The organism is Ornithinibacillus contaminans (genome assembly GCF_001038425.2).
Lineage (GTDB): Bacteria > Bacillota > Bacilli > Bacillales > Amphibacillaceae > Ornithinibacillus > Ornithinibacillus contaminans.
On record NZ_LDPV02000036.1, the window covers coordinates 90454 to 107126 of the forward strand.

The 16673-nt window shown below is 37.1% G+C and carries 19 protein-coding genes; 1 reads left to right on the forward strand and 18 read right to left on the reverse strand.

Features of this window, described 5'->3' with window-relative positions:
* Window positions 1-23 precede the first annotated feature (23 nt).
* From JF53_RS09190 to JF53_RS09275, 18 genes are all read right to left on the reverse strand, one after another.
* The gene (locus tag JF53_RS09190) at window positions 24-461 is read right to left on the reverse strand and encodes a peptidylprolyl isomerase (RefSeq protein ID WP_047980001.1); all 438 of its coding nucleotides are present in this window, start codon (window positions 459-461) and stop codon (window positions 24-26) included.
* 77 nt (window positions 462-538) lie between these two features.
* On the reverse strand, window positions 539-1846 hold the full coding sequence (gene lysA, locus JF53_RS09195) for a diaminopimelate decarboxylase (protein ID WP_047980000.1): 1308 nt from the start codon (window positions 1844-1846) through the stop codon (window positions 539-541).
* Between the two features lie 115 nt (window positions 1847-1961).
* Entirely contained in the window at window positions 1962-3443 is a 1482-nt protein-coding gene (locus tag JF53_RS09200; RefSeq protein ID WP_047979999.1) for a spore germination protein, read from the reverse strand.
* A 5-nt stretch (window positions 3444-3448) separates the two neighbouring features.
* Entirely contained in the window at window positions 3449-3877 is a 429-nt protein-coding gene (locus JF53_RS09205; RefSeq protein ID WP_047979998.1) for a stage V sporulation protein AB, read from the reverse strand.
* A complete protein-coding gene (locus tag JF53_RS09210; protein ID WP_047979997.1) occupies window positions 3855-4475 on the reverse strand; it encodes a stage V sporulation protein AA in 621 nt (206 codons plus the stop codon). The genes JF53_RS09205 and JF53_RS09210 overlap by 23 nt, the downstream gene beginning before the upstream one ends.
* 225 nt (window positions 4476-4700) lie before the next feature.
* Complete coding sequence (sigF, locus tag JF53_RS09215; RefSeq protein ID WP_047979996.1) at window positions 4701-5456, reverse strand: RNA polymerase sporulation sigma factor SigF; 756 nt, start codon at window positions 5454-5456, stop codon at window positions 4701-4703.
* A 12-nt stretch (window positions 5457-5468) separates the two neighbouring features.
* Window positions 5469-5912, reverse strand: a complete 444-nt coding sequence (gene spoIIAB, locus JF53_RS09220; protein WP_047979995.1) for an anti-sigma F factor — start codon at window positions 5910-5912, stop codon at window positions 5469-5471.
* On the reverse strand, window positions 5909-6262 hold the full coding sequence (spoIIAA, locus tag JF53_RS09225) for an anti-sigma F factor antagonist (RefSeq protein WP_047979994.1): 354 nt from the start codon (window positions 6260-6262) through the stop codon (window positions 5909-5911). The genes spoIIAB and spoIIAA overlap by 4 nt, the downstream gene beginning before the upstream one ends.
* A gap of 103 nt (window positions 6263-6365) precedes the next feature.
* On the reverse strand, window positions 6366-7547 hold the full coding sequence (locus JF53_RS09230; protein ID WP_047979993.1) for a D-alanyl-D-alanine carboxypeptidase family protein: 1182 nt from the start codon (window positions 7545-7547) through the stop codon (window positions 6366-6368).
* 216 nt (window positions 7548-7763) lie between these two features.
* Window positions 7764-9068, reverse strand: coding sequence for a pyrimidine-nucleoside phosphorylase (locus JF53_RS09235; RefSeq protein WP_047979992.1), 1305 nt, complete (start codon window positions 9066-9068; stop codon window positions 7764-7766).
* 13 nt (window positions 9069-9081) lie between these two features.
* Window positions 9082-9909, reverse strand: coding sequence for a purine-nucleoside phosphorylase (locus JF53_RS09240; protein WP_047979991.1), 828 nt, complete (start codon window positions 9907-9909; stop codon window positions 9082-9084).
* Between the two features lie 17 nt (window positions 9910-9926).
* A complete protein-coding gene (gene deoB / locus JF53_RS09245) occupies window positions 9927-11102 on the reverse strand; it encodes a phosphopentomutase (RefSeq protein ID WP_047979990.1) in 1176 nt (391 codons plus the stop codon).
* A gap of 97 nt (window positions 11103-11199) precedes the next feature.
* The gene (gene xerD, locus JF53_RS09250; protein WP_047979989.1) at window positions 11200-12093 is read right to left on the reverse strand and encodes a site-specific tyrosine recombinase XerD; all 894 of its coding nucleotides are present in this window, start codon (window positions 12091-12093) and stop codon (window positions 11200-11202) included.
* A gap of 4 nt (window positions 12094-12097) precedes the next feature.
* Window positions 12098-12304 (reverse strand): DUF4227 family protein, encoded by a 207-nt coding sequence (locus JF53_RS09255; RefSeq protein WP_053071841.1) that lies wholly within the window; start codon window positions 12302-12304, stop codon window positions 12098-12100.
* A 196-nt stretch (window positions 12305-12500) separates the two neighbouring features.
* Window positions 12501-12962, reverse strand: a complete 462-nt coding sequence (gene fur, locus JF53_RS09260) for a ferric iron uptake transcriptional regulator (protein WP_047979987.1) — start codon at window positions 12960-12962, stop codon at window positions 12501-12503.
* 95 nt (window positions 12963-13057) lie between these two features.
* Window positions 13058-13705: a stage II sporulation protein M gene (spoIIM, locus tag JF53_RS09265; protein ID WP_047979986.1), complete on the reverse strand. Its 648-nt coding sequence runs from the start codon at window positions 13703-13705 to the stop codon at window positions 13058-13060.
* Window positions 13706-13797: 92 nt separating this feature from the next.
* Window positions 13798-14970 (reverse strand): endonuclease Q family protein, encoded by a 1173-nt coding sequence (locus JF53_RS09270; protein WP_047979985.1) that lies wholly within the window; start codon window positions 14968-14970, stop codon window positions 13798-13800.
* Between the two features lies 1 nt (window position 14971).
* A complete protein-coding gene (locus JF53_RS09275) occupies window positions 14972-15517 on the reverse strand; it encodes an NUDIX domain-containing protein (RefSeq protein WP_047980099.1) in 546 nt (181 codons plus the stop codon).
* Between the two features lie 131 nt (window positions 15518-15648).
* On the opposite strand from JF53_RS09275, the gene JF53_RS09280 reads away from it, so the two are divergent.
* Entirely contained in the window at window positions 15649-16560 is a 912-nt protein-coding gene (locus JF53_RS09280; RefSeq protein WP_047979984.1) for an aldo/keto reductase, read from the forward strand.
* Window positions 16561-16673 lie beyond the last annotated feature (113 nt).

Genomic DNA, 16673 nt, shown 5'->3' on the forward strand with positions numbered 1-16673 from the left:
ATACCTTCCTAGCTAAAATTAAATTACACTTCAAACACACGAACTTCCTTCATTACATCGCCATTTCGCATTTCTTTTACAAATTCCATCCCTGACGTAACTTGACCAAATACGGTATGAACACCATCCAAATGAGGCTGTGGCTCATGAACTATAAAGAATTGACAGCTTCCTGTATCACGACCTGCATGGGCCATCGATAAGGTTCCTTCTATATGTTTATGTGTATTTTGAGTAGCTTCACATTTGATCGTATATCCAGCATTACCTGTACCATTTCCTATTGGGCAACCACCTTGACTAACAAAACCATCGATTACGCGATGAAATGTTAAGCCATCATAGAAATTTTCGTTTGCTAATTTTTCAAAGTTAGCAACAGTACCAGGCGCCTCGCTCGGATAGAATTCAAGTTCTATTTTATTTCCATTTTCCATTAATATATAACCTTTTCTTGTCATTTGTTACATCTCCTATCATCTATCAATACTTGTAATAATACCATTTCTATCAGGTTATTAAAAGGGTTTGCACTCTATTATTCATAGGATAAATCATGACTTACAATATCTTCAGGGGTTTCCCGCCTAATAACTAATTTATCGATTCCATTTTCGACAAATACGACTGCTGCTTTTTGGATTCGATTATAATTGCTTGCCATTGAATAGCCATATGCTCCGGTAGAAAAAACTGCAAGAACATCACCACTCGATACATTCGGCAGCGGCAAGTCCCATATAAGCATATCACCCGATTCACAGCACTTACCCGCAATCGAAACGGTTGTTTCGACTGGTTGGTCTGCCTTATTTGCTAATACGCCGTGGTATTTCGCCTGATACAAGGCAGGACGAATATTATCTGACATACCACCATCAACCGAAACATAATCACGAATACCTGGAATATGTTTCGTTGAGCCAACTGAATATAGGGTAATACCTGCATCTCCTACAATCGAACGCCCTGGTTCAATCCAAATTTCAGGAATTGGTATTTGGAGGTTGCGACAGTGTTCCGATACGGTTTCAACTAATCGGACTACATAATCTTGAAGTGGGATTGGTCGATCAGAATCCGTATAGCGTATTCCAAATCCACCTCCTAAATTTAGGACCTCTGGTATGTAATTATATGTTGTCTTCCAATCGGAAATTTTCTCAAACAAAATATTAGTAGCTAAAACAAAACGGTCTGTATCAAAAATCTGTGATCCAATGTGGCAATGGAATCCTTTAAAACGAATCCATTCGTTATTCATTAACTGCGCAAACGCTTCTTCAGCCTGTCCGTTATGAAGATCAAAGCCAAATTTTGAATCCTCATTACCTGTCATAATATAATGGTGAGTATCTGACTTAATTCCAGGTGTGACCCGAATAATAACGTCCATTTTATACTGATGCTTCTTCAATAAGTCAGTTAAAAGAGTAATTTCATTAAAATTATCAACTACGATACAACCAATCTTATGCGTAATCGCCATTTCTAGCTCACGTTGGCTTTTGTTATTTCCATGCATATGAATCCGTTTCGGATCAATCCCAGCTTGTAGCGCGGTATATAATTCCCCTTCTGAAACGACATCCACTGATAATCCTTCTTGCTTTATTACTTGTAAAACAGCAATGGACGAGAAAGCTTTACTTGCGTAGGCTACTTGAGCCTTTACGCCCAGTTTCCCAAAGGTATCCACGAATGCTCTACAACGCTGTCTGATGATGGACACATCATACACATACAATGGTGTTCCGTATTTAGTTGCCAGCTCAATTGTATCGATACCACCAATTTCTAAATGCCCATTTGTGTTAATTTGATATGGAAAGTTATCCAATGCCATTTCCCCTCACCAACCTACAAATTTCGTTTTAACCTATACAAAATTTATCATAACCTGTCTAAAAACTAAAGAAATAATATCCTAGGCAGTAGCCCAGGATATTATTTATTACGGATTATCTATTCTTCACTGGTTGACGATACGTGTTCTTTGGATGAACAATACTTGGTCTTGTATTGGCTAAAGGTGTTGGAATACGTATCAATGTCGTTAACATTGCTTTCGCGTTAAATGGAATAAACGGCCATAAATATGGGGTTTGTAAAGAACGTAAACCAATTAGCGATAGCACAAATAACGTAACACTAATCAAATAGCCAATTAATCCGAAGAAAGCCGTAGAGAGTAACAGTACTAAACTTGCTACTTTATTCGCTACACTAAGCTCATAGCTAGGTGTAACATAAGAACCGATTGCACTAATAGATGTGTATAAAATCACTTCTGGACCTAACAAACCAACATCAATAGCAATTTGTCCGATTAAAACAGCAGCAATTAATCCCATAGCAGTTGAAAGGGCTGTTGGTGTATGAATGGCCGCCATACGTAAAAATTCAATTCCGATGACACCTAAGATTAATTGAACCACAACCGGGATATTCCCTTCTTCATTTGGTCCGATAAACGATAATGCCTTTGGTAACAATGTTGGATCCTGCACAAACAATAACCATGTTGGAAGTAGGAAAATCGAAGCAAAAATCGCCAGAAAGCGTATCCAACGGATAAATGTTCCAATTACTGGTGCTTGTCGATGTTCTTCCGCATGTTGGGAATGATGGAAGAATGTAGTAGGCACTATAATGACACTTGGCGATGTGTCTACGATAATTAAGACATGCCCTTCTAATAAATGATTTGCCGCAACATCAGGTCGCTCCGTATATCTGACCATTGGATACGGATTCCAATTTCGCTTTACAATAAACTCCTCAAGCGATTTTTCTGCCATTGTAATCCCGTCAATCTCAATTTCTTCAATTTTGTCGCGAAGTAATTTTACTAAGCCATCATCCGCTATATCCTTTATATACGCTAAACAAACATCTGTTTTTGAGCGTTCCCCCACTTTTAGCATCTCATGTCGTAATCGCTCATCACGTATTCTTCTTCTTGTTAAGGCTGTGTTTTCAATTATATTTTCAGTAAAACCGTCCCGCGAACCACGAATCACTCTTTCGGTATCAGGTTCTTGCGGTGACCTGCCTGGATAACTACGTACATCTACTACAAAAGCAGTCCGTTCACCGTCAATAAATAGTACAATTAATCCTGATAAAATCTGATCTACTGCTTCATCCATTGTTTTGACTGTATTAACTTGTTGATGGATTAAGCGATTCTGAATAATTTCTGCTACTTTTTTTCTTTCCTTCTCATGATCATTTAAATTAACTAGTTCCTCAATTATATCTTGTATAATCAAGCTATCGATTAGCCCTGTTACATAATATAGCTGAACATTTGTCTTTAGAATGACTATTTCACGAAAGCCAACATCAAAGGATGTACCGACCCCTACTCGTTCTTTCATATAGGCTGCATTTTCCTTCGTGCTGGATGAAATTCCTTGTGTCACTATTCGTTCCTCCATTCAACCTACTTAACCAAAATAATCCATTGAAATAATGAGCCGAAAATTTTACCAAAAACAATTGCCATCATCAGAATGATTAGTTTATTTTCTAGTCTGATTCGCTTCGACACCAACGGAAAGACGTTTAATACTTCCGTTAATGCAGCAGCAAGCATCCCATTAAAAATCCCATGCAACAGCCCCCATATTGCTAATAAAATATTCGGGTGATTCCAAGTAATAGCCGAAAACGACAAGTATGTGCCAAATAACGATCCAATTATTACACACGCTGTATATACTTTTACCAAATGTAGTGTTCTGCTTAATTGAATTAATCGAGGGATAATCCCAAGTACTGTCAAAAATGCTACCAATCCGCAACCAACAGCAAGTCCACCAGAAAAACCGATGATAACTTGTAAAAGATTAGTGACGATGGTCAGGATCATTTAATACATTCTCATGAAAAATAACGTAATCATCTAGTGACTGTTGGTAGTTGTAGATTTCCACCTCTAGTGGACTTGGTTCCTCATTAAATCGTTTATGAAACCAATGGTTAAAAAATAGAATCATGCCAATCCCCAGACCAAATGAGTATGGAATTTGAATCCATAACGGGTATTTATTCTCCTCACCTGTTAATAAATAATGTAATTTTTGATGAACTTCTTGCATGCTTACATCATAATGAAAATTCATTATTGTCATCGCAGTACCAACAAACAACAGCAACCAGACAAAAGCTACTACGAGGATATTCGGTTGTTTTCGATACTTACTTATTTGGATGATGGTTTGTTCTGGTCCTACTAGCTGAACCTCAATATCCGGGTACATTTTGTTCAAATGTTGGATTAGAATAAAGCTGTCTATTATTACGATTTCTTTATCCTTTTTTGTTATTTGGTAAATCTTTATTTCTTCTAATTCTTGGAGGAACGTATTAGTGTTGGATGATATATAAGCGACATCCTTTAATTTAATTACCATTGGATTATTAATTTCCAACCGCTTGCGCATTCGGAGATAAACGATGCCTTCCATTCGGAATCACCTCAAGAATTTAATTTGATACTCATTAGTATTGGTTTAAATAGAAATATTATAATTAAAAATCCAATCATTTCACTTCTGTAAGAACATAAAAAAACTGAGACATTTGTGATATTAGTAGGTATAAAATCTAACACACACATATTTCGCTTCGCCAATATGCTATCGTTAAGATTTTACCTAGTCTAAATCACTAATGTTCCAGTTTTTCTAACTTCATGGATCCATTTTATTTTTCATATCAAATAGAATTTTCTTTTCCAATCTGGACACTTGTACTTGTGAAATACCAAGTCTTTCGGCTACTTCAGATTGGGTTTTATCCTTATAGTATCGCAAATACAATATTAATCGTTCCCGTTCGTTTAGTCCCCGAATGGCTTCTTGCAAAGAAAGCTTATCAAACCAATTGGAATCTTGGTCGGCAATTTGATCCAAGAGTGTAATTGGATCCCCATCATTTTCAAACACCGTCTCATGAATCGAATGGGGTGCTTTAGAAGCTTCTTGTGCATGAACCACTTCTTCTGGTGAAATTTCAAGTGCATCTGCAATTTCATTCACCGTCGGGGAACGCCCATATTGCTTCGTTAACTCATCTTTTTTCTTACGGATTTTGTTTCCAATTTCTTTTAAAGAACGACTAACTTTGACACTTCCATCATCGCGTAGAAACCGCTGAATTTCTCCAATAATCATTGGAACGGCATACGTCGAAAAACGGACATCATACGATAAATCAAATTTATCAATCGACTTTATTAACCCAATGCTACCAATTTGAAACAAATCATCCGGATCATAGCCACGATTCATAAATCGTTGGACAACAGACCATACCAATCGAATATTTTTTTCTACTAATAAATCTCGAGCATCTTTATCGCCTTGCTGGCTTTTTAAAATATACGCTTTGACCTGTTCATCTGTTAACGGTTCACTTCGGTTATCATGCTTTACATTAACATCCATAGGCACGCATCCTTAATTATAAACCGTTTTGCTGTTAGTTAACTGCTTTTTCATGTGTACCGAGGTACCTTCACCAAATGACGAAATAACCTCAACAGAATCCATAAAATTTTCAATAATGGTAAAGCCCATCCCAGATCGTTCCAACTCTGGTTTTGACGTATAAAGCGGCTGTCTTGCCTCTTCTACGTCTTTAATGCCGATGCCAAAATCACGAATTGTCAGCTCAATCTCACCATCTTCATGCAATTTACACGTAATGGCAACCTTATGATCTGGCTCATTATTATAGCCATGAATAATCGCATTTGTAACAGCTTCTGAAACAACCGTTTTGATTTCGGTTAATTCATCCATCGTTGGATCAAGCTGTGCAACAAACGACGCCACAGTTACACGTGCAAACGATTCGTTTTCACTTACACTCGAAAATTCAACATGCATTTCATTTTTCATGAAGCCACCCCCAACATTTCTAACGCAAACTCTTCATTCTCCTCTAGGCGAATAATTTTAAACATACCAGACATTTCAAACAAACGTTTAATTGAATGTGGTATGGAACAAACAACCATTTGTCCTCCTAACTGAAGAACTTCCTTATACCTTCCAAGGACAACGCCAAGCCCAGAACTATCCATAAAGCTAACCTTCTCAAGGTTTAATATAACATGTTTCACCGGATTTAGATAAAGCATGTCCTTCCACTGATTGCGTAATTCTTCTGCTTCATGATGGTCAAGCTCGCCAGCTAAACGAACAATTAGCACATCCTCTTTTACTTCAAATGAAAACTCTAGCCCCATTTATAGTCCTCCTTACATTCCTTTGTAAGTACAATTCTTTATTAAATGGGAAAAATCCTGCTATAAGACAAAAGAAGAAATAATTCTTGCAAACTAGAAAAAATCAATCATTTTTCGACAGTTTTTGAATTGAACGTTTTAACAATGTAAAATAACTTGCTTTTTTTACGTCCTGCTCCACTACTACTGGCGTTTCTAATACTACCTTCTCACCATTTTTTACGAGCAATGTACCGACTTTTTCTCCTTTAGTTAACGGTAAATTTACCTCGTCTAACTGTACGGATGTTGTTAATTTATCCATCGATTCACCCTTTTTAAACACGGTGCTAACGGATTCGGATGCAACGACATTGACGTGATTGTTTTCTGCTTTTAACAGGTTCAGCGATGTAACTGCCTGCCCTTTATCAAATAATTTCTTCGTTTCATAGGTGTTAAATGCAAAATCTAGCATGTTTGACACTGTTGCATTACGTTGTTTAGGTGTTTCCGCACCCATAACAACTGCAACAACTCGCATATCGCCCTTTTTGGCAGTAGCGGTCAAACAATATTTAGCTTCATTTGTAAATCCTGTTTTTAATCCATCTACACCAGGATAAAACCGCACTAGTTTATTCGTGTTCACGAGCCAAAACTCATTATCTGTTCCCTTGCGTAGATAATCCTCATATACAGACGTATAATTCGTTATACTTTCATAGCTTAATAATTCTTTTGCAATCATCGCCATATCATATGCCGTACTATAGTGATCACTTGCAGGAAGGCCAGATGCATTTTGGAACTTTGTATCGGTCAGTCCCAATTCTTTTACTTTGGCATTCATTTTTTTCACAAATTCCGCTTCACTTCCCGCAATTCGTTCTGCCATAGCGACACTTGCGTCATTTGCGGAAGCGATAGCGATACCTTTTAGTAAATCATCTACTTTCATTTCCTCGCCAGCTTCTAGAAATATCTGTGAGCCACCCATGGAAGCTGCGTTTTCACTAACACGGACAACATCATCTTTGGTAAGTGTACCTTTTTCAAGCTCCTCCATAATTAAAAGCAATGTCATAATCTTGGTCATACTAGCAGGTGGTAATTTCTCATTTGCCTCTTTTTCAAATAAAACTTTACCTGTATCTCGTTCAATTAAAATGCCGGATTTTGCATCAGGTGCTAAATCATATGTATCCTCCTCTTGTGACTGCTCACTTTCTTGAGCGCTCACTGTATTCAACAAAACAGAGAATGTGAAAAATAGTAAACTAAACATTAGAACATATTTTTTCATTGTTTAACCTCCAGCAATCAATATAACTCTAGGATTGCCAAATTTAAACAAACTTATAACGTCTTTACATACTTACTTAAAAATTTACACAAAAAAAGGCATGGACTTAAATCTCTAGCACGTAATAGAGGAACATTACTGCTGACTACCTATTTCAGGGAGCCTGCATTGCTCATCTTTTTACTGCTAATTAACTTATGTCCTGCCTCGTTATCCTTATTCAGTTATTGTTTCGTAAATTAATTTTGGAGCTTTCACTTCATGTGTCGCAATTACAATACTATTTTCCAATAGTGCAATCACAGGATCCACATCATTAATATTGGTATGAATTGTGAGTAGCGGTTCTCCGGCTTTTACAGAATCGCCAACCTTCTTATGTAACATTATACCTGCTGCAAGATCGATTTCAGATTCCTTAGTTGCTCTTCCAGCACCGAGCATCATTGCAGCAGTACCAATATTATCGGCAATCATTGTTTCAACTGCCCCAGATTGTTTCGCAAGCACATCAATCTGTTTTGAGGCTTTTGGCATTAACTCTGGATTATCAACAACAGCCGCATCGCCACCTTGGGAGCTTAGGAATAATTTAAAATGCTCAAATGCTTTTCCATTCTCTAAGTTCTCTTCTAACATACTTCTTGCTTCAGCCATACTAGTTGCCTTTCCTGCTAGCAGAACCATTTGACTTCCTAGAACTAAGCATAATTCCGTTAAGTCTGTGGGTCCCTTACCTTTTAAGGTATCGATAGCTTCCTTAACCTCTAATGTATTTCCAATTGCGAATCCTAGCGGCTGACTCATATCTGAAATAACCGCCATCGTATTTCTGCCAACCTGTTTCCCAATAGAAACCATTGCTCGTGCTAATTCCTTTGCATCATGAAGTTCTTTCATGAATGCTCCAGCACCAGTTTTTACATCTAATACAATAGCATCTGCACCAGAGGCAATCTTCTTACTCATTATGGAGCTTGCAATTAACGGTATTGAATTTACCGTTGCGGTTACATCACGAAGACTGTAAAGCTTTTTATCGGCAGGGGTCAAATTCCCCGTTTGTCCGATAACAGAAACCTTATTTTTATTAACTAAATTAATAAACTCATCATTAGTAATTTCGGTATGAAAACCTGGAACTGATTCTAGTTTATCAATTGTTCCACCGGTATGTCCTAATCCACGACCACTCATTTTAGCGACTGGTACACCAACAGAAGCGACTAACGGGGCTAATACTAATGTTGTTGTATCACCTACACCACCAGTTGAATGCTTATCTACTTTTGTTCCTGTTATTCCCGATAGATCAATCTTATCGCCAGAATCAACCATAGCAGTCGTAAGTAGCGCACGTTCTGTCTCCGTCATATCCTGAAAGTAGATTGCCATCAATAATGCACTAACTTGATAGTCTGGAATTTGATTATTAGTATAGCCTTCTACGAAAAAACGAATTTCTTCTTCCGTCAATTCATTCCCATCACGTTTTTTTTCAATGATGTCATACATTCTCATGGATACTACCTCCTTATCTGTTCATTGGTAAGGAACTAATTATTTTTTTTACAAACTGTAAAAAGTTCTGCTTCACCATATCAGTTGTCTCCATTACTTCATCATGGGTCAATGGTTGATCTAATATTCCAGCAGCCATGTTTGATATACAAGAAATTCCTAACACTCGCATATTACCATGACTTGCAACGATGACTTCTGGAACAGTTGACATACCTACCGCATCACCACCCAGTGTACGAAGCATTCTTACTTCAGCTGGGGTTTCGTAAGCTGGCCCAGTATTCCCAACGTATACACCAGTTTGTACGGATAAGTTTAGCTCTTCCGCGCATTGTAAAGCGTGTTGGATGTAGGCTTTATCATAGCCTTGAGACATATCAGGGAATCGAGCACCTAACCGATCATCATTAGGTCCAATTAGTGGACTAGTTCCCATATTATTAATGTGGTCTGTAATAATCATCAAATCTCCAGGGTTAAATGTTTCATTTATTCCACCCGCTGCATTCGTCACAATTAAAGACTGGATGCCAAGCTGTTTCATCACACGCATTGGAAACGTAACTTGTTGCATCGTATAGCCTTCATAAAAATGGAAGCGTCCCTGCATTGCTAGTACCGTTTTACCCTCTAATGTTCCGATAACTAATTGTCCTTTATGACCCGAAACTGTTGATTCAGGAAAATAAGGGATTTCTTGATAAGAAATAATAGTAGGGTTTTCTATTTCCTCTGCTAATACACCTAATCCAGAACCAAGAACTAATGCTAGCTCAGGCTTTACGGTTAATTTACTTTCAATAAATTGACTAGCCTCTTTAATTTTTTGAAAATCCATATGTTATCTCTCCCCAATTAGATTTCAGTTAAAAAGCTTTTCCCATGCTTTGGTAATTCAACATCGAAATTGTCTGCAATCGTTGCACCAATATCAGCAAAGGTCTCACGGATTGCTAATTCTTTACCAGCTTCAATTGCTTTGTAATATACTAATAATGGCACATATTCACGTGTATGATCTGTACCGTGATGTACAGGGTCATTCCCGTGGTCTGCAGTAATAATTAATAAATCATTTGGCTTAAGCTTTTCTAAAACTTCAGGCATTTGTGCATCGAAAGTTTCTAATGCCACCCCATATCCTTGTGGGTCACGACGATGCCCGTATTTAGCATCAAAATCGACTAGATTTAAAAAGCTAATCCCGTTAAATTCCATATCCATGGATTCTACTAACTTCACCATGCCATCATCATTATCCTTTGTCCGAATTGCTTTTGTAACGCCTTCCCCATCATAAATATCAGATATCTTTCCAAGCGCAATTACATCATAGCCCTCATCCTTAAGTGTATTCATGACAGTTCTTCCAAATGGTTTTAATGCATAATCATGGCGGTTTGATGTACGCTCATAAGCTCCCGGCATGCCTACAAATGGTCTTGCGATAACTCGGCCAACCATATATTTTTCATCTAATGTAAGCTCACGTGCAATTTCACATATACGATATTGTTCTTCAATTGGAATAATCTCTTCATGTGCAGCAATTTGCAACACTGAATCAGCCGAAGTATAGACGATAAGAGCGCCTGTTTCCATATGCTCTTTCCCAAGTTCATCTAAAATTTCTGTTCCAGAAGCTGGTTTATTACCAATAACCTTGCGACCAGTTCTAGACTCTAGTTCAGCAATTAATTCAGGTGGGAATCCATCAGGAAATGTTTGAAACGGCTGTTTAATATGTAGCCCCATAATTTCCCAATGTCCAGTCATCGTGTCTTTCCCATTCGATGCTTCCTGCATTTTTGTATAATGTGCTTTTGGTGTAGCGGCTTTTTGAATACCCGCGATCTCACGAATATTACTTAAACCAAGTTCTCCAAGCGTTGGCATTTTCAGCCCGTCCATATGCTCAGCAATATGACCAAGTGTATCAGCACCTAAATCATTAAATTGCTCTGCATCTGGTGCTTCTCCAATCCCAACAGAATCCATTACAATTAAAAAAACTCGTTCAAATTTTGACAAGCGAATTACCTCCCAGTTGTTATGTTGTCTATTTTTTATTTTTCTATGTTCTAACATTTTGGTTGTAGGATGTCAGACAACTAGTTGATTAAGAAAATCACGCACGAGGATGAAAAGATTTATACATATCCTTTAATCTCGTTTTGGTAACATGTGTATAGATTTGCGTCGTAGAAATATCCGCATGCCCTAGCATTTCCTGTACTGCACGTAAATCTGCACCGTTTTCTAATAAATGAGTAGCAAAAGAATGTCTAAGTGTATGTGGTGTTATATCTTTTGTAATATTAGCTTCTCTAGCTAATGTTTTAAGAATCTTCCAAAACCCTTGTCTTGTCATTGGTCTACCATGCTGGTTTAGAAAGAGAACATGTTCTTCTCTATTCTTTTTTAATAGATTTTGTCTAGCAGATTGCAAGTATTGTTCAAGTGCTTGCTGTGCCACGTCACCTAACGGAACAATTCTTTCTTTGGATCCTTTTCCATAACAACGAACAAACCCCATCGTCAAATGTAAGTCATTTAGTTTTAAGGAAATAAGCTCACTAACTCGAAGCCCTGTTGCATAGATTAATTCTAGCATTGCTTTATTACGTATTGCTAAAGCAGAATTACCATCAATTTGAAGCAATTTATCTACTTCTGCAATCGATAAAACATCTGGTAGTTTTCGTTCCTTCTTCGGTGTTTCAATATGTAATGCCGCATCATGTTTGACTAGTTCTTCTCGCACCAAAAACTGATGAAATTGCCGGATTGCTGAAATAGTTCTCGCAATGGTAGCTGCTGATTTCCCACTATCCTTAAGCGCATACAAAAAAGTTATAATATCAGTTCTAGTCGTCTCATTCCATGTAGCATACTGACGATTATAGTTTACGTAATCCATATACGCTTTCAAGTCCCGCTTATACGACAAAAGAGTATTGTCAGATAATCCACGTTCGACTTGTAGATAATGAAAGTAATCATTATAAGCATCGTTTAGCATTCTACTACTCCCCTAATCGAAAAAATATGTTTAAACGATCCATAAAACTTTCTTCACTATTAAAAACTTTTACAGAAGGTCCTTCGGGTGTATCATACCGATGGAATTGCTCATACTCAGCGTGCATAACCTGTAGACCGAAATAAAACAAAAACGTACAAGCTATGAATATAATAAATACCTTTACTGTATCCCAAACCATTTTTCTCATTTCGGGCATACCTCCCTTACTAAATACGTAATAGTAAAAGATATGCCAAAAAAGATTTACTTTATACATACTAACTAGAAATCTAGTCCTATTTTTTACTAGACGGACAACTTATCTTTAGTTTACACCAAAATCGCACAATAAACAGATTTAACGTTAAAATAAATAATGCCTTCTCCAATATGAAAAGGCATTTTTATGATGATGTCGTCTCTACTGCAGCCTTTTGACAGACTTTGCATAATCCGTGAAAGGTTAACCGATGATCTTGAACCTTAAATCCCCAATCACTTTCAATCAGTTTTTCTACATCACCTAATAAATCTTCCATTATTTCCTCGACTGAACCACATTCTATACAAACGAGATGATGATGGAAGTGTTCAGCGCCCTCTTTACGTAGGTCGTATCTGGAGACACCATCGCCAAAGTTGATTTTATCGATTATTTTTAACTCTGATAATAATTCTAAGGTGCGATACACAGTAGCAAGACCTATTTCTGGTGCGATTTCTTTTACAAGTAAGTAAATATCCTCTGCACTCAAATGGTCTGCTTCACGCTCTAGTAACACGCGTACAGTTGCTTCACGTTGTGGTGTGAGCTTATAACTTTGTGCGTGAAGTTGCTTTTTTATGTGATCAATTCGATGTTCCACGGCGATCTCCTCCTCATATCCCATCTTTATTATATGCACACAGAAAAGGAGTGTCAAAGCATATATTTATTGAAATGGTCTAGATTATGTTCTGGTTATGATTCGAATAATGATTTAATGTACGAAACCATTGCTTCATTTGAAACATATGCCTCAATTAACGCAGGTACGACTGAGAATCCAACTAATAATGCAAAGATTGTACTGTATTTAAGAAAGGGTTGCAAAATTGGCTGTGTTAATGTTACTTTTCTTGCAAATAGCTTCCGCAACAACCCAATTGAGAATATCATTGATAAACTACCAGCAACAATATAAATTGGGATGACAAATAAATTTTGTGGTGCGATGGAAAAAGAAGCTAGTAAAAATCCATTTGTTCCTAGTTGATTTACCATAAAGCCCACCGAGAACCCAATTACCAATCCCTTTAAAAAAATCAATAACCAAGCAACTGGAAGACCAATTACCGATAAGCCCAATATAAATAACAAGAGTAAATACCTTGCGTGGTAATAGAAGCTGTCTTTTAAAATATCCTGATTATTAATAGTGCTTTCTGTTGAAACAAGTCCAAAAAACCGTTCTAAGTAAAAATATAGTCCTTGTTTTTGTTCAAAGCCCATACTATTAACAATTATTGCCCCAAAGACAATGCCTGTTAGGAATAAAATAATCATAAATACGTAGATGGTAGCGTGATCCTTAAAGTGATTTAATAGTTGTGTGCTAGATTTGTACATTGGAATCCTCCATTCACTCTCTCTTATACTAAAAGTTATGAAGCATTCACTATAAAAATACCTATGAAATCTAGCTTTTTTGCTATAATATTTTACTCTAAGGCTGAGACAGTTCCATATTTACCGCCACCACCAGCATTTATCGTTAGTTTCCCCTCTCTCATTTGAATAATAGATTTTGCGATTTGTTCTGGTACAATTTTTCTTAGACTATCATAGGATGCATGGTGAATAATAGCCATTTCTGTCTGAAAATGGTCCATTAATTTTTGAAACGTTTTTGGTCCGAGCTTCGGTAAATATTCTAGTGGCACTTGATATTGATAGCTAGGTCGAGTTTGGATTCGTTCTTTTTGATCGGCTATTTCGGCAATCCGGTCTGCCACACCCTTCACGATTTTCCGCGAACCACAATTTGCACAAGCTAAAGCATTTACTTCCATATAGGAATGACAGTCATCACAAACAGTTTTATGATACTTTCCGAGCTTTGGGTTCATACCAAAATTTCGGATGATTCTTCGACCGTCAATTTGATGTAATACATAAGTGAATTCCTTAAAAGAAGGTTCCTCCATTAAGACTTGCTGATATTCCCTACCGATTTTTGCTAAAGAATGGGCATCGGAATTCGTCAAATACGTAAACGTGTGTAACTCACTGATTTGATCCGCCATGAAGGTATCTGCACTAAGTCCCAATTCTATCCCATCAATTAAATCTGGATCGAACACTTCTTCCAGTGAATGATGGACACCTTTTCCATAAAGACTCTTATATGGTGTAAAGACATGTGCTGGTATAAAAATTCCAGATAGTTCTTTCACCTTATATTGAAGCTCCTTTGCTGAACCATAATATCGCTGTGAGCTAAGAGTAATGTTCTTCATTTTGGTTACGAGCCATTCAGAGAATTGTTCCATTTGAGCTAAACTAGGTAGGTAACAAAGCACATGTATTGGACCTTGGCAGTGTTCATCATATACTTCTATTTCAGAGCCAAGCAGCAGAGTAACATCCTCGAAACGAATACCACCATCAGCTAATTCAATCGCCTCACCCTTATCAATCAATTGTTTTAACTCTAGCTGAACAGCTGGTGATTGACAATCAATCACACCAATTAAGTGAATTCCTTTGTTGCGGCTTGCTTCTTTCAAAATCGTCGTGATTGTTAAATTTTTTGATGCAGTTATTTTTACTGGCTTATCAAATATATCTCTACCAATATGGATATGCATATCAGCAAAATAGTCTTGTAGCATATTAAAACATCTCCTGCATATCAAGATATAAAATCGCATAATTTGTTTTGGCGTCATGAATACGTTGAGACTGTACGAGTTGTTTGGCCTCTTCTAATGAAACTTCCATTATTTCAACGAATTCATCTGCATCCATAGCTGGCGGTTGCTCTAATTTTATTAAATCACGCGCTATATAAATATGCATTAATTCATCCGCAAAACCTGGTGAGGTATAAAAAGACGTAAGTAAAGTCAGATTGTTTGTTGTATAACCTGTTTCCTCCTCCAACTCACGTACTGCCGTTTGTGCAGGATCCTCACCATGCTCTAGTTTACCAGCAGGTAATTCGATAATGGATTTTTCTAATGGCTTTCGATACTGTTCCACTAACACAATTTTATTTTCGTTCGTAATTGCTAGTATTGCCACTGCCCCTGGATGCTTCACAAGCTCTCGCTTTGATGTCTTGCCATTTGACAATCGCACATCATCTACTTGTAACGTAACGACCTTTCCCTTGTAAATCATTTCCGTATTTATGGTTTTCTCTTCAAATTTTTTCATAACTGTCATCCTTTTTCATTTCCTACCCACTATTTTACCATACGATTCGGTCCAAGTTAATTACCTGTAGGTTCTTGCAGTTGTATTTGTCTACCCTTTTACCATAAAATTGTTTCGAGGAGGTTCATCGAATGAAAAAAAATAAATTAGGTAAATCAACGATTGAAATATCAGCATTAACGCTCGGTTGTATGTCACTTGGAACGGATAAACAAAAAGCAAAGGAAATCATTGATGCCGCACTCGATAAAGGCATCAACCATTTGGATACTGCGGATCTATATAATTTTGGATTAAATGAAGAAATTGTCGGTGAAGCCATTAAGCATAAACGTAATCAACTAATTGTCACCACAAAGGTTGGCAATCATTTTAATAAACAAACCCAAGATTGGTATTGGGATCCTTCAAAAGCATACATTCTCACCGAAGTAAAAGAAAGTTTGCGCCGTTTAGGAACAGATTATATTGATTTGTATATGCTACATGGGGGAACAATAGATGATCCAATCGATGAAACAATTGAAGCATTTGAAGTGCTAAAACAAGAAGGACTTATCCGTGCTTATGGCATATCCTCTATTAGACCAAATGTTATTCGAGAATTCACGAATAAGTCCAATATAGATGCTGTCATGACACAATACAGCTTGCTCGATCGCAGACCAGAAGAAAGTACCCTTGATTTATTACATGAACATGGGATAAGTGTATTAGCGCGTGGTCCCCTAGCAAATGGCATGCTAAGCAACCAGGCTTTACAGCAAATTGAGCGAAAAGGCAAAAATGGCTATTTGGATTATACGTACGAAGAGTTAATAGCTATCTATCAAAAATTGAAGACCTATCCTGATACGCTTAATGAGCTTGCCTTAAAGTATGTACAGCGTCATCCGGCTATTACTAGTGCTGTATTCGGTGCAAGCTCTATTGATCAGGTAAAAGAAAATACTAAACTCGGTACAGATGATGTACTAGACAGTAAACACTATAAAGAATTACAGTCGATTACGAAACCAATTACCTATCAACAGCATCGATAACGTCATACTTAATGTTTCATACGTTATTGATGTAATCAAATGAAGGCTGGATCAAAAGTTTTTCTATTATATCGTGTACAAATTATAGCGTTTTGTACTTACGTAATAGATTT